Source organism: Pararobbsia alpina (genome assembly GCF_965118125.1).
In the GTDB taxonomy this organism is placed as follows: Bacteria; Pseudomonadota; Gammaproteobacteria; order Burkholderiales; family Burkholderiaceae; genus Pararobbsia; species Pararobbsia alpina_A.
Window position 1 is genome coordinate 1,012,358 of the sequence record NZ_OZ221287.1, and the last position, 14,795, is coordinate 1,027,152.

Consider the following 14,795-nt stretch of genomic DNA (forward strand, 5'->3'; position numbering starts at 1 on the left):
GGGGCATCAAATATCGTTTGTTTGATGTGTAACTTTTATAAAAGTGTGTTGTTTTAGAGACAAACCATTATGTCCGCTCGCGCCGTCGCGAGCGCTGCGCTACTGTGCAACCCGTACCGACGTTAATTAATAAATCGCGGAGAGCTGAATGAAACGACTCGTACTGTCTACCCTCTCGCTGTCGTTGTTGGCAGCAGCAGGTGCCGCTTCGGCACAGAACAGCGTCACGCTGTACGGCGTGATCGACGAATCGCTGACCTACGTCAACCACGCCAACGGCAATCAAAAGCTGTGGGCCCTGGGCAACTCGAGCGCAGGCGACCTGGCTGGTTCGCGTTTCGGCATGAAGGGCAATGAAGATCTGGGCGGCGGTCTGGCTGCGATCTTCACGTTGGAAGGCGGTTTCGACCCGAGCACGGGCAAGTCGCAACAAGGTAACTCGCTGTTCGGCCGCCAGGCATTCGTTGGCCTGACGAGCAACCAGTGGGGTACGGTCACGCTGGGTAAGCAATATGACCCGCTGGTCGACCTGGTTCAGCCGATCACTGAAGACAACTACTTCGGTTCGGCCTTCGCAACGGCTGGCGACGTCGACAACTACGACAACAGCTCGCGTACGACGAACTCGATCAAGTACCTGTCGCCGACGATCGCTGGCTTCCAGGTTGAAGGCTTCTACTCGCTGGGCGGCGTAGCCGGCTCGACGGGTTCGGCTCAAACGTGGTCGATCGCAGCTGCGTACAACAACGGCCCGATCGGCATCGCTGCCGGTTACTGGGTTGCTGACAACTACAACCCGTCGAACCGTCTGGGTTGGGGCAATTCGTCGGGCGCATCGCCGACGTCGACGGGCACGTTTGACGGCGACGCTGTCAACGGCGCGTACGCTTCGGCTCGTTCGATCAACGTCGCACGCGTTGCTGGCCAATACGTGTTCGGCCCGTTCACGGTCGGCGCGGCATACAGCAACTCGCAATACAAGTCGGACGGCGGTTCGCTGTTCGCGACCACCGAGAAGTACAACACGGGACAAGGCTTCTTCAACTATCAAGCCACCCCGGCTCTGCTGGTTGGTCTCGGCTACAGCTACACGCACTCGTCGGGCGACACGTCGGCGAACTACCACCAAGGTTCGGTCGGTGCTGACTACTCGCTGTCGAAGCGCACGGACGTCTACCTGGTCGGTGCTTACCAGCACGCCAGCGGCGAAACGGGCGATGCATCGTCGGGCGTCGTGACGCCGACGGCAGCAACCGCTTCGATCGGTTCGTATGGCTACATCGGCACGGACTCGCAAGTCCTGCTCGCACTGGGTCTGCGTCACCGCTTCTAATGCTCTGAGCGGCCACGGCGTGGCCGCTACAGTCAAGCAAACAAAAAAGCCAGTCAGTGGTTCTACCACTGGCTGGCTTTAGTCTTTTATGCGGCTCGATTTGCCGGATTGTGAGCACGCTTACTGCCTACGCGTGCAGGCCGGGATCGGTACTCACCGCGTGTACATTTTGCAATGAATCACCGTGGTGCGCAGCGCGGCATCGGATGTCGTCCACGAGACGCACGGCGTGTAGCAATGCCGTATACGACCGATTGCGGCCGCGACAGTTCTGAGAATTTTCTCGCCGCCATTCGCCGGTGCTTCGAGCGTGTGCGGCGTCGTGTGCGCGTATCCGGTGCGTCGTTCAGCCTCGGGTGCAATACGAGAGTGCATCGGTCACGAGTGCCGTGAGCAGCGGCTCGATCGCCTTGGCTTTCGCTTCGTCGTACGCGTACGGCGCCGCTTCCTCCATATAGCTGATCTGGGTGAGCTCCAGCTGCACGGCGTGAATGCCCGTGTCCGGGGTGCCATAGTGGCGCGTGATATAGCCGCCCTTGAAGCGCCCGTTGCCGACAGACGTGTATCCGCCATGCTGGTTCACGCGCTCCGACAGCAGCGTGGCGAGGCCCGGGCGTGCGCTCATATCGTCGGCCGTGCCGAAGTTGAAGTCAGGCAATCGTCCTTCGAACAGGCGCGGCACCACCGAGCGGATCGAATGGGCTTCCCACAGCAGGACGCGCCCGTGTTCGCGCTTGAGGCGGTCAAGCTCATTGCGTAGCGCATCGTGATACGGCTGCCAATAGGTCGCGCGTCGCGCCGCCTGTGTGGCTTCGTCAGGCGCCATGCCATCGAGGTAGAGCGCGTCCTTATCGAAGGTATCGACAGGGAACAGGCCTGTGGTATCGCGTCCCGGATAGAGGCTTGCGCCATCGGGAGGCCGGTTCAGGTCGACGACATAGCGCGAGTACGACGGCGTCAGAATCGATGCGCCAAGGTCCCTGGCGAAGCCATAGAGCCGATCGAGATGCCAGTCGGTATCGTCGAAGCGGCTCGCGACGTCGGTCATGGTGCCCGCGATGTCGTCGGGCAAATGCGTGCCCAGATGGGGGATCGAAATCAGAAGGGGAAGGGTGCCGCGATGAAGCGACGCGATGGGGCGGTCCGTGTTATCCGTCATGACAGTGGTGTTCGGTTTTCCGGGTTTCGCAAGCATACCGGTACTCGATGAAACTCGACGGTGCGCGATGCATGTCAGTTTGGGTCGAGCAACCCTGCAAGTACCTTACGATAGTCGGCGAAAGCCACCGCCTCATCCTCGTGTTGCCGATTTGTAATCCGGCGTTCCCCACCGACGTAGACATCGAGCACGGGTGTCTCGCCATGCTCGGCGAACACGGCACCCGACAGCCACATCGATGCGGGCCGCTCGGCGATGTTCGGGTGATCGGGGTCGAGCACGATCCAGTCGGCACGTTGCCCGGTCGCGATGGTGCCGACGGGGCGTCCGGTGGCCTGAGCGCCACCGAGCACGGCAGCGTCGAACAGCCGGTCCGCCACGTGCGAATCTGTTACGGAAACCAGTACATTACGTTCGCGGCGCGTCAATCGCTGGCCATATTCGAGCAGACGCAATTCCGCGCGCCAGTCGACGGCGATATGACTGTCCGAGCCCACGCCGAAGCGGCCCTGGGCGTCGAGATAGTCGAGCGTCGGAAACACGCCGTCGCCGAGGTTGGCCTCGGTCGTGAGGCACAGACCCGCGACTGCACCTGACTGCGCAAGCGCGCGCGTTTCATCGTGATCGATATGCGTCGCATGCACGAGGCACCAGCGCGCATCGACGTCGAAGTGATCGAGCAACCACCGCACCGGACGTGCGCCTTCGGTCGCAACACACGCGTCGACCTCCGCGGTTTGTTCGGCGATATGAATATGGATCGGCGCACCGGGGAACGCGCGATCCATGCCCGCGAGCATCTCCGTCAGCGTCTCGCGCGAGACGGCGCGCAGCGAATGCGGCGCGACGCCATAGCGGCGCGTTCCGTTCTCGGGATACGTGCTTCGTACGCGTTCGAGCATCTCGAGCAAGCTGTCAGGCGTGTGGATGAACCGCCGTTGATCGGGGTTCGGGGTGCGCGCACCGAAACCACTGAACTGATACAGCACCGGTAACAGTGTGATGCCGATACCCGCCGAGGCGGCGGCGCCGGTCACGCGCTCGACCATCTCCGCGCGATTGGCGTAGTGCTGCCCGTTCGGTGCGTGATGCAGGTAGTGGAATTCGCAAACCGACGTATAGCCGGCCTTGAGCATTTCGATGTAAAGCCAGCGCGCGATGGCGCCGACGCCCTCGGGCGTCAGCTTCGCGGCAAAACGGTACATGAGGTCGCGCCAGCTCCAGAAGCTGTCGGTCGCATTGGCACGGTATTCGGTCAGCCCGGCCATCGCACGTTGAAACGCATGCGAATGCAGGTTCGGCATGCCCGCGATCACAGGACCCTTCGCGTGCGGAATGGTCGAGCGATCGCCGTCGTAGTCGGGCGTCACACGAATGAGCGTGCCGTCGGCATCCCATTCGAGCAGGACGTGTTCGCGCCAGCCATCGGCGAGCCGCGCATGCGCGGCAAAGAGGGCACCACCTTTCATCGATGCATTCCTGAGCCGTAAGAGGGGCGAGCGCCGACAGGCGCGTCGGCGATACCTGACTGGTCCTGTGTGGGCTGATCCTGTGTCTGAAGGCCGGAGTCCAAGCCCATGCGATCACGTGACACCTCGCCGTGACGCACGACGAGCGCACAACGATCGAGACCGCTCCAGTATGCGAGTTCAGCCAGTGAGTCGATGTCCCACGCAACGAAGTCCGCCCATGCGCTCACGCGGATTTCGCCGCACACATCGGGGTGACCGAGCGCCTTCGCAGCATGCCGGGTGACGCCTGCCAATACCTCGGCAACCGACATGCGAAACAGCGTGCAGCCCATATTGAGCATCTGCAGCAGCGACGTGATCGGCGAGGTCCCCGGGTTGCAGTCCGTCGACAGCGCGATCGGCACACCGTGACGCCGCAGCAGGTCGAGCGGAGGAAGCTGCGTTTCGCGAATGAAATAGAACGCGCCGGGCAACAGCACGGCGACCGTGCCCGCCTGCTTCATCGCAATGACGCCCGCCTCATCGAGGAACTCGAGATGATCGGCCGACAGCGCGCCATGCTGCGCGGCAAACGCGGCGCCGCCCATCAGCGACAACTGTTCCGCATGCATTTTGACGGGCAGGCCCAGCCGCTGAGCGGCGGCGAAGACCTTGCCGGATTGTTCGAGCGAAAACGCGATGCGCTCGCAGAACACGTCGACTGCATCGACGAGCCCTTCGCTCGCCAGCGCGGGCAGCATGATGTTGCAGACGAGATCGATATAGTCGTCGGCGCGTCCCGCATAGTCGGGCGGCAATGCATGCGCGCCCAGAAAGGTCGTCGACACCGTCACGGGTCGTACGCTGCCTAGGCGTCGCGCGACGCGCAGCATCTTGCGTTCCGATTCGAGATCGAGGCCGTAACCCGACTTGATTTCGACGGCTGTCACACCCTCCGCAAGCAACGCGTCGAGACGCCGCAGCGCTTGTGCGAAAAGCGCGTCTTCCGTGGCCTCGCGCGTGGCACGGACGGTCGATACGATACCGCCGCCGCGACGCGCAATCTCTTCATAGCTCACGCCATCGAGCCGCATCGCGAATTCTTCTGCGCGCTGCCCGCCGAAGACGAGGTGCGTGTGGCATTCGACGAGCCCCGGCGTCACGAGGCGCCCGCCGAGATCACTTCGCCGCGCCTGAGCGGCTTCGGACGGTGCGTCGGCGAGCGATCCGTACCATACGACACGCCCGTTGCGCACGAGTATCGCGCCGTCCTCGATGATGACGCCAGGGTCGGCGGTCGGCGCGAGCCGCGCGTGATGCCATAACGTGAGCGCCGCAGGCGTGGACGACATGGTGGGCTTCCTAAGGTTGAATGCAGACCGGCCCGCGCTATCGCGAGCTCGGCCTCGCGGGCTCGATGCGCGCATCGATCAGCGTCGATTCGGCGGCAAGCGGCCGCACGTCGAACACCATGCGGGCGTCGAGATCCACGCGAAGCGTGTCGCCTTCCTCGAGCACCACCGGCGATTCGTCGTCACCGACGGCGCTGACCGAGAACGAGCCGGCCGCGCAGTGAAGAAACACAACGCCGGTCGCAATCGCGAGTTGCTGGGCCGCGTGATAAACGTACACAGCACCTCGGCCGTAAGCGCGTCGCACCATCAGATTGAAGTCGCGCGTCGGGCCAGCCGGAAGATGCGCGGTGATCGAGTCTTCGCCGGCAAACGCGAACGGCTCCCAGCAGGCAAGACGGTGCACCGTGTCGCGGTGCCGCAAGGCCATCTGCCCGCCGCGCGTCACCACGATGATGCGGTCGACACCGTCGAATTCCGAAAACGGTCCCGGCTGGTCGACATCCGCGACGCTCACGCGCCAATCAAAGTCGGCGTACGGGGAATGCTGCACGGCGATTTCACGTGTCACACCGCCGCGATTTTTCCACGGCACCGGACGGCGGCTCGCCGCGCTGATCTTTTCGAACGTCACGATCGATGAGGCGTTGCGCATGCGCTTAGTCCGTGATGAACGGAAGGTCGAGCTGCTGCGCACGCGCGCAGTCGATGGCCTGGCGATAGCCGGCATCGGCGTGGCGCATGACGCCAGAGCCGCAGTCGTTGACGAGCACGCGCGCAAGACGCTTGTGTGCAGCGTCGGTGCCGTCCGCGACGATCACCATGCCCGCGTGTTGCGAGTACCCCATGCCGACGCCACCGCCGTGGTGGAGGCTGACCCAGGTTGCACCGCCCGACGTATTGAGCAAGGCATTGAGCAGCGGCCAGTCCGACACCGCGTCGGTGCCGTCCATCATGCTTTCCGTCTCGCGATTCGGGCTCGCGACCGAACCCGTGTCGAGGTGATCGCGGCCGATCACGATCGGCGCCTTGAGCTCGCCCTTGCGAACCATTTCGTTGAACGCGAGACCGGCCACATGACGTTCGCCGAGGCCGAGCCAGCAGATCCGCGCGGGCAGACCCTGGAATGCGATGCGTTCACGTGCCATATCAAGCCAGCGGATCATCGCCTTGTTATGCGGGAACAGCTCCTTGAGCTTCTGATCCGTCTTGTAGATATCTTCCGGGTCGCCCGACAGCGCGACCCAGCGGAACGGCCCCTTGCCGTCGCAGAACAGAGGCCGGATATACGCCGGCACGAAGCCCGGAAAGTCGAAGGCGTTCTTCACGCCATCATCGAACGCGACCTGGCGAAGATTGTTGCCGTAGTCGACAGCGGGCACGCCCATCGCGTGGAAATCGAGCATGGCCTGAACGTGGACCGCGCACGACTTCTGCGCAGCGGCCTTGAGCTCGGCGTGCTTTGACGGATCGCGGCTCGCCGCGGCCCATTGTTCGAGGGTCCAGCCCTGCGGCAGATAGCCGTTGATCAGATCGTGCGACGAAGTCTGGTCGGTCACGAGATCCGGCTTGATGCCACCGGCTTTTGCGCGCTTGACCAGTTCGGGCAGCACGTCGGCCGCGTTGCCGAGCAGGCCGATCGAGATCGCGTCGCCACGTGCCGTATGGTGCTTGATCAGTTCGATGGCGTCGTCGATGTCCTTCGCCTGCTTGTCGAGATAGCGCGTGCGCAGACGGAAGTCGATGCTCGACTGCTTGCATTCGATCGTCAGCGATACGGCACCCGCGAGCGTTGCGGCGAGCGGCTGCGCACCGCCCATGCCGCCGAGGCCCGCCGTCAGGATCCAGCGGCCTTTCCAGTCGCCGTTGTAGTGCTGGCGGCCGGCTTCAACGAACGTTTCATACGTGCCCTGCACGATGCCCTGGCTACCGATGTAGATCCAGCTGCCGGCGGTCATCTGCCCGTACATGAACAGGCCGCGCCGGTCGAGTTCGTTGAAGTGCTCCCAGTTCGCCCATTGCGGCACGAGATTCGAATTTGCGATCAGCACGCGCGGCGCATCGGGGTGCGTCTTGAACACGCCGACCGGCTTGCCCGACTGCACGAGCAGCGACTCGTCGTCTTCCAGGCGGCGCAGCGTCTCGAGAATCTTGTCGAAGCATTCCCAGTTGCGCGCGGCGCGACCGATGCCGCCATAGACGACGAGGCTCTGCGGATTCTCGGCGACCTCGTCGTCGAGATTGTTCTGGATCATCCGGTACGCGGCTTCCGTCAACCAGCTCTTGCACGACAGCTCGGTGCCGCGCGGCGCGCGAATCTTGCGGGTCGGGTCGGTACGCGTGCCGATCGGTTGGTCAGGGGCGTTCATCGTGACTCTCCTTGAAAGCGATGCAATGACTGTCGGGTGTGGGCAGGAATCAGAAACTGCCCGAAAACTGGAAGCGGTTGGCCGGGTGCGCCAGCGTGACGGCGGTTGCGACCTGCGTGCCGACCCAGGTGCGGCGCCAGAGCAGCAGGCATGGTTCGCCGATCTCCATATTGAGCAGGCGGCGCGTCGCCGCGTCGGCCTGCTGTGCATAGATCCGGTATTCGGCGCGCTGGATCGGCGCGATGCGCACCATGTACTGGTTCGGTGTCTGTTGCGTGAAGTCCTGCTTCAGATACTCGGGAAAGACGGCCGGATTCACGTAGCGTTCTTCGAACTGAATCGGCTCGTTTTCCTCGAAGTGCACGATGCGCGAGTGGAAGGCCGGCCCTTCGGCCAGCCCAAGCGCCTCGAGCACCATCGCTTCGTGGCTTTCGTCGAGCGCGAGCACGCGCGCGCTGTGGCGATGCCCGCGCGCTGCAATTTCGTCGGCGATGCTGCCGATTTCGACGAGCGTCGACTCGTATTTGCGGGCCGCGACGAACGTGCCCGCGCCTTGCACGCGCGTCAGCACGCGCTCTCCGGTCAGCTCTCGCAGCGCGCGCGTCACCGTCATGCGCGCGACGCCGAATTGCTTCACGAGCTCGCTTTCGGACGGAATCATGTCGCCGTCACGCCATGTGCCGGCCTCGATCTGGCGGATCACGTACCGCTTGATCTGCTCGTACGCAGGCGGCGCCTTGATCTGTGGCTGCGTTTCGGATTCCATGGGCAACGGTTCACCGTGGGGACTGCGAGAGAGGAAAGTTCGATGCGGACGATGTGCCGGTTCGTCGACCGGCGCGGTCACGCAGTGAACTGACGTCGTCACTTATCTTGTATAGACAAGTTTGCGACGGAAATGAAGGTAACGCAAGCGATAAAAATACCGTGGCCTTTCATCCTACGATCTTATAGATCACTGATTATAGAAAGGAAAGTCAGATATTTCCGATCATTAAGCGAGACAGGGAGGGTAAACACCCAATCAAGATGACTATACATCTCGTATCCGGATATTCCGGTTTCGACGCGTCATGCGAGCCCGTGAAGGGTAAGCCCGGAAGGCTAAGACGGGAAGGACGAAACGGAACGGGCGAGATGGGAAGGGTAGGCGGGGAGGGCGAGGCGGAAACGGTAAGCCGAGACGGAAACGGTAAGGCGGGAAGGGTGAGGCACGAACGGGTCATCAGGAACGCTGTCGCGGACATGCCGGCGTGCACGGCATGCCCTGCGCGGGCCTGTCCGACGACAGCGGCCCGTGTGAAACGCGTCGACTTTAAGGCGGCGCGTTGACGCTGGTCCGTTCAGTGCGCGGACTGATAGATCCACTCGAGCAGCGCGTCGTGGATGCTGCGTCCGGCCTCGGATCGCGGGCTGTTGATAAAACTGACGACGACGAACGTGTCGCCATTCTGGCTCGCGACGTAGCCGGCGATCGCGCGGACATCGGACAGCGTGCCCGTCTTGATACGCGCATTGCCCACCACGGGTTGGTTGGCGAGCCTGCGCCGCATCGTGCCGTCGACGCCTGCGATCGGCAGCGAATCGGTGAACACCTGTGCGACGGGGCTCTGGTTGGCAGACTGAAGCAGCTCGGCGAGCCCGACCGCGGTGATCCGTTCGTCGCGCGACAAGCCGGAGCCGTTGTCCAGAACGAGTTCGGGGATCGCGATATTGTTCTTCGTGAGCCACGTGCGAATGATCGCAGCCGACGCGGCGGTCGTTGCCGGCGGTTTGCCCTCGACCGCGCCAATCGTCAGGAACAGATTGCGCGCCATCACGTTGTTCGAGAACTTGTTGATGTCGTGGACGATGTCGCCGAGCGGCGGGCTCTTGTGCTCGCCGACCGCGTGCGCCGTCGCCGGCGTCGCGCCTTCACGGACCGTGCCTTTGAACGTGCCGCCGGTCTGTTGCCACAGCGCAAGGAAGCCACCGCTGAAAAACGCCGTATGGTCGAGCACAGCGATATTGGTCACGTGGTCGCCGCAGCGCGCCGAGTACTCGCCAGAAAAAATCGCATCGACCGTGCCGTCGGCGTTCGGCGTCAGGTCCGGTGTCAGCGCCGCGCTCAGGCACGGGCCGTGGCTCAGCTTCAGCTGATTGTTGACGTGCAGTTGCGCCAGGGGCGGCAAGACGTCGATGCCGACCTGTCTGCCCGGGAAATCCGGGTGCATCGTGAACGACAGCGACTTGAACGCATAGAGCAGCGGGTCGGGGCCGACGTTGTAGGGTGCGTCGGCCTCTTCGTCGAGCGGCGGTGCATTGCGCGTCGACGCGTCGAAGTAGCCCTTGTCGAGCACCAGGTCGCCTTCGAGGCCGACGATGCCGGCCTGATGGATCTGATTCACCAGGTCGACGAGCTCTTCAGGCACGAGCTTCGGGTCGCCGGTGCCCTTGATGTAGAGGTTCCCGTGCAGCACGCCGCCGATCAGCGTGCCGTCGGCGTACGCCGTCGTTTTCCAGCGATAGTCGGGGCCGAGCATCGACAAGCCCGAATACGTGGTCACGAGCTTCATCGTCGAGGCCGGCTGCATCGCCGCATCGCCGTGAAGATCGATCAGCGGCACGGTCGAGCCAATCTTCTCGACATAGATGCTGAGCGCCGAGAGCGGAATTTTTTCCTTGATCAGCGCCGCGATGACCGTCGGCGGCAATTGCTCGGCGCCGGGTAGCGTCACGCGCGTGCCCTTGTGCAGATACGTGCGGCCGTTGTCGGGGCCATTGCCGTTGCGACGCAGTTTCGACGTCGCATGCGCGTCGGGAGGCGTTGCAACAGTGAGCGCCAGCGCGCCAAGAAACGAAAACGCCAGGGCGGTGAGGCGTGCCTGGCAAGACACGGAAGGCCGGAAAACGAAAGGCATGAGCTTGACGCGGGTGAATGCGAAACTGACCGGGCCGGCCGCGGAAGGAACGCACCCGAAGGTATCGGGTCAGATTCGCTTTGCGCGGCCCGGCGCGAACGAGCGACCATTGTAGAGATAAAATCGCCCGCACCGCCGCGGCGGAATTCGGATAGATGTATGCGTGCAACGCTTGAGCGTGCCCGCCCCCACATGACCTGAGAGGACCACGCTGTGCGCGTATTGCTCGTCGAAGATGACCGGATGATCGCCGAAGGGGTGCGCAAGGCCTTGCGCTCAGACGGCTGCGCTGTCGATTGGGTTCAGGACGGCGCGAGCGCAATCAGCGCCGCGAGCAACGAACCTTACGATATCGTGCTGCTCGACCTCGGTCTGCCCAAGCGCGACGGCCTCGACGTGCTGCGCACCTTGCGCTCGGGCGGCCGCGACGTGCCCGTGATGATCGTCACCGCGCGCGATGCGGTCAGCGATCGTGTCAAGGGACTCGATGCCGGGGCCGACGACTACCTCGTCAAGCCGTTCGATCTCGATGAACTCGGCGCACGCATGCGCGCGCTCGTGCGCCGCCGCGAAGGCCGCAGCGACAGCCTGATCCGCCACGGGGCGCTGACGCTCGATTCGGCGACCCATGAAGTGACGCTGCACGGTGAACCCGTCGCACTGTCCGCGCGCGAGTTCGCTTTGCTCGCCGCCTTGCTCGCGCGTCCCGGTGCGGTGCTCTCGAAGGCCCAGCTCGAGGAAAAGATTTACGGCTGGGGCGAGGAAATCGGCAGCAACGCCGTCGAGGTCTATGTGCACGCGCTGCGCAAGAAGCTCGGCTCCGACCTGATTGGCAACGTGCGCGGCCTGGGCTACATGATCAATCGTCCGACCGAATGAACTCGATCCGGCGTCGACTTTTGCTGTGGCTGCTGATGACGGTGCTCGTCGGTCTCGCGGCCGCCGGCTGGCTGATTCATGCCCAGGCGCTCGCCGAAGCGAACGAGATCTTCGACTTCCAGCTCCAGCAGACGGCATCCGCGTTGCCTTCTGAATCGTTCTCGTCGGTGTTCGGCGCGAACGGCGACACCGACGAAGGTGTCGTGATCCAGATCTGGAGCCGCACGGGCGTGCTGCTGTACTACTCGCGTCCGAACGCACATCTCGCGCCGAACGCTGCGCTGGGCTTCAGCACGCAGCACACGCCGCGCGGCGACTGGCGGGTCTACGGCGCCATGGTCGGCGACAACGTCGTGCAACTCGCGCAGCCGATGAGCGTGCGTGACCATCTGGCCGCGCAAATGGCCTGGCGCACGATTCTGCCGTTGCTCGTGCTGTTGCCGTTGCTCGCCCTGATCGTGTGGTTTGTCGTGGGTCGCGGGCTGTTGCCGCTGCAGCGCTTTGCGCGCGCCCTCGACGTGCGCAAGCCCGAGGCCCTCGAGCCGCTGCCCGACATGAAGCTGCCCGACGAGATCCGCCCGGTGGCGAACGCGCTCGACGGCTTGCTTGGGCGTCTCGGTCAATCGCTGGATGCGCAGAAGGCTTTCGTCGCCGATGCGGCCCACGAGCTGCGCACGCCGCTCGCTGCGTTACGCATCCAGTTACAGTTGCTCGAACGTGCGCGTGCAGACGAAGATCGTCACGAAGCGTTGGGCGATCTCAAGAAGGGCGTGGATCGCGCAACACGTCTCGTGGAACAGCTGCTCGCGCTCGCACGCGCGGAGCCCGGCGGTGACGCGGCGGGTGTCTCGCGTGAGCGTGTGAACCTGACGGCCATGCTGCTCGAATGCGTCGCGGCGCACGCGGCGATCGCGCAAGGCAAGCACGTCGATCTTGGCGTCGGCGAGCGGGCGCCTGCCGAGCTTGATGGCGATGCCGCGTCGCTGCGCGTGATGCTCAACAACGTGCTCGACAATGCCGTCAAATACACGCCGCAAGGCGGGTGCATCGACGTGTGCATTCGCCAGGTCGAGATCGAAGGGCTGCCTCATGCACGCGTGGTGGTGGTCGATTCGGGTCCGGGCATTCCGGCGTCGGAGCGCGAACGCGTGTTCGACCGCTTTTATCGCAGCACGTCCGTGTCGGGGTTCAACGCGCCGGGCAGTGGCCTCGGGCTCGCGATCGTACGGCGTATCGCAGAACGGCACGGCGCGCGCGTCACGCTCGGCGACGGCGGCGCGCCCGGGAACGAGGACGCTTCGACAGGGAACGCTTGTGCGGACGGAGCCGAATCCTGTGCGATCCGTCGACTTGCGGATCGCGCCCGTCCTTCCGGCGAGAACGGTCGTGGCGGCGACGACGGACACCGTCACGATGGCGACAGCATGGACCGCGAGAATGGCGCGCAGGGCCGTGGTTTGCGCGTGACGATCGACTTTCCTCTGGGCACGCCGCGCGACTCGGTTCCTGCGTTCCGAAGGTGAGGTTTTGCTTGTCTGACAACTACTTAAGTTTGCTTTAAGAGACCTCCCTTACGCTGCGTTTCATCGAAATTCGTTATTTGTGCGAGGAGCCCAGAATGCAAACCAAACGGTTCTCACGCAGCCTTGTCGCCGTCGCGGTCGTGGTTGCTATCTCTGCAGGTTTTGTCGCGGGTCGCCATGGCGCGACGCCGCAATGGATCGACAACGCGCATGCGGCTGGCGCCGTGCCGGCGCTGCAAACGACGCCGCCCGCGCCGCAACCCGCGCCGGTGATGCCGGCCGAAGCCGCACGCGCGACGGGCGTGCCTGACTTCTCGGGACTCGTTGACGCGTATGGTCCCGCCGTCGTGAACATCAGCGCCGAGCACGTCGCCAAGACGAAGCTCTCGTCGCCGCAGCAGCAACGCCGCGCAACGCCGTTCGGCAACATGAGCCCGGACGACCCGTTCTTCCAGTTCTTCAAGCGCTTCTACGGTGACCAGTTCCCGGGCGGCGGCGGCCAAGGTCAGGGCGGTGACGACGATGGCGGCAGCGCGCAGGATCAGAACAGCATGAGCCTCGGCTCGGGCTTCATCATCAGCCAGGACGGCTACATCCTGACCAACGCGCACGTGGTGGCGGGTGCCAACGTGATCACGGTCAAGCTCACGGACAAGCGCGAATTCCGCGCGAAGGTCGTGGGTTCCGACAAGGCATCGGACGTGGCTGTCCTCAAGATCGACGCGAAGTCACTGCCGACGGTGAAGATCGGCGATGCGAGCAAGTCGAAGGTCGGTCAATGGGTCGTCGCGATCGGTTCGCCGTATGGCTTCGACAATACGGTGACCTCGGGGATCATCAGCGCGAAGGCGCGCTCGCTGCCCGATGAAACGTATATCCCGTTCATTCAGACCGACGTGCCGGTCAACCCGGGTAACTCGGGCGGCCCGCTGTTCGATATGTACGGCAACGTGATCGGCATCAACTCGATGATCTTCAGCCGCACGGGTGGCTTCCAGGGTCTGTCGTTCGCGATTCCGATCAACTTCGCGATGAAGATCAAGGACGACCTCATCAAGAGCGGGCATGTCGAGCGCGGCCGTCTCGGTGTCACGGTGCAGAGTGTGAATCAATCGCTTGCCCAGTCGTTCGGCATGACCAAGCCGCAAGGCGCGCTCGTGAGCTCGATCGACAAGGATGGCCCGGCCGCGAAGTCGCAGCTCAAGCCGGGTGACGTGATTCTTTCGGTTGACGGCATCGCGATCGACGATTCGGCGTCGCTGCCGACGATCATTGCCGACATGAAGCCGGGTGCGACTGCGCACCTGCAGGTGTGGCGCGACAAGAAGGAGAAGGACATCGGCGTGACGATCGGCGCGTTCCCGAACGCCTCGAAGGTCGCTTCCGACGATTCGAACGCATCGCAAGTGAAGCTCGGCGTAGCCGTGCGATCGCTGACGGCGGATGAACGTCGCCAGGCATCGGTGGCGGGCGGCCTGCTGGTCGAGCAGGTGACCGGTCCGGCAGCGGCAGCCGGTATCCAGCCCGGTGACGTGATTCTTGCGATCAATGGTCAGCCGCTGACGGCGGCCGATCAGCTGAAGGATCGTCTGGCGAACGCGGGGACGTCGGTCGCGTTGCTGATTCAACGCAACAGCCAGCAGATCTTCGTGCCGGTCGACCTCGAGTAAGCGCGTTGTCGTACGACTGAATCCGTGACTGCGCAGACGCCGCGTATGACTTGAGCGGCGACTGCGCGGTCACTGAAAGGTCATCGGGCAGGCACCGCACAGTCACTGAGAAGTCACTGAGCGGTCACTGATCAGCCACTGAGCGATCCCACGGATGGG

At 63.7% G+C, this 14,795-nt stretch carries 11 protein-coding genes; 4 read left to right on the plus strand and 7 right to left on the minus strand.

Annotated elements, in window-relative coordinates; all coding sequences use genetic code 11:
- Positions 1-148: 148 nt before the first annotated feature.
- Complete coding sequence (locus ACMFWR_RS04335) at positions 149-1,333, plus strand: porin (protein WP_413193788.1); 1,185 nt, start codon at positions 149-151, stop codon at positions 1,331-1,333.
- Between the two features lie 346 nt (positions 1,334-1,679).
- On the opposite strand, the gene hutG is transcribed toward ACMFWR_RS04335, so the two are convergent.
- The 7 genes from hutG to dacB all read right to left on the minus strand — a co-directional run bounded on the left by hutG (position 1,680) and on the right by dacB (position 10,564).
- Positions 1,680-2,492, minus strand: a complete 813-nt coding sequence (hutG, locus tag ACMFWR_RS04340; RefSeq protein ID WP_413194782.1) for an N-formylglutamate deformylase — start codon at positions 2,490-2,492, stop codon at positions 1,680-1,682.
- A 74-nt stretch (positions 2,493-2,566) separates the two neighbouring features.
- Positions 2,567-3,961, minus strand: a complete 1,395-nt coding sequence (locus tag ACMFWR_RS04345) for a formimidoylglutamate deiminase (protein ID WP_413193789.1) — start codon at positions 3,959-3,961, stop codon at positions 2,567-2,569.
- Entirely contained in the window at positions 3,958-5,295 is a 1,338-nt protein-coding gene (hutI, locus tag ACMFWR_RS04350; RefSeq protein ID WP_413193790.1) for an imidazolonepropionase, read from the minus strand. Before hutI ends, ACMFWR_RS04345 begins: the two co-directional genes overlap by 4 nt.
- Before the next feature lie 37 nt (positions 5,296-5,332).
- Entirely contained in the window at positions 5,333-5,950 is a 618-nt protein-coding gene (locus ACMFWR_RS04355; protein WP_413193791.1) for a HutD family protein, read from the minus strand.
- A gap of 4 nt (positions 5,951-5,954) precedes the next feature.
- The gene (gene hutU, locus ACMFWR_RS04360; RefSeq protein WP_413193792.1) at positions 5,955-7,664 is read right to left on the minus strand and encodes a urocanate hydratase; all 1,710 of its coding nucleotides are present in this window, start codon (positions 7,662-7,664) and stop codon (positions 5,955-5,957) included.
- A gap of 49 nt (positions 7,665-7,713) precedes the next feature.
- The gene (gene hutC / locus ACMFWR_RS04365) at positions 7,714-8,430 is read right to left on the minus strand and encodes a histidine utilization repressor (RefSeq protein WP_413193793.1); all 717 of its coding nucleotides are present in this window, start codon (positions 8,428-8,430) and stop codon (positions 7,714-7,716) included.
- A 577-nt stretch (positions 8,431-9,007) separates the two neighbouring features.
- Positions 9,008-10,564 (minus strand): D-alanyl-D-alanine carboxypeptidase/D-alanyl-D-alanine-endopeptidase, encoded by a 1,557-nt coding sequence (dacB, locus tag ACMFWR_RS04370; RefSeq protein ID WP_413193794.1) that lies wholly within the window; start codon positions 10,562-10,564, stop codon positions 9,008-9,010.
- Between the two features lie 213 nt (positions 10,565-10,777).
- On the opposite strand from dacB, the gene ACMFWR_RS04375 reads away from it, so the two are divergent.
- The 3 genes from ACMFWR_RS04375 (at position 10,778) to ACMFWR_RS04385 (ending at position 14,636) form a co-directional block, all read left to right on the plus strand.
- Entirely contained in the window at positions 10,778-11,443 is a 666-nt protein-coding gene (locus tag ACMFWR_RS04375) for a response regulator (RefSeq protein WP_413193795.1), read from the plus strand.
- Complete coding sequence (locus ACMFWR_RS04380) at positions 11,440-12,966, plus strand: ATP-binding protein (RefSeq protein WP_413193796.1); 1,527 nt, start codon at positions 11,440-11,442, stop codon at positions 12,964-12,966. Before ACMFWR_RS04375 ends, ACMFWR_RS04380 begins: the two co-directional genes overlap by 4 nt.
- A gap of 95 nt (positions 12,967-13,061) precedes the next feature.
- Complete coding sequence (locus ACMFWR_RS04385) at positions 13,062-14,636, plus strand: DegQ family serine endoprotease (RefSeq protein ID WP_413193797.1); 1,575 nt, start codon at positions 13,062-13,064, stop codon at positions 14,634-14,636.
- Positions 14,637-14,795: the final 159 nt, after the last annotated feature.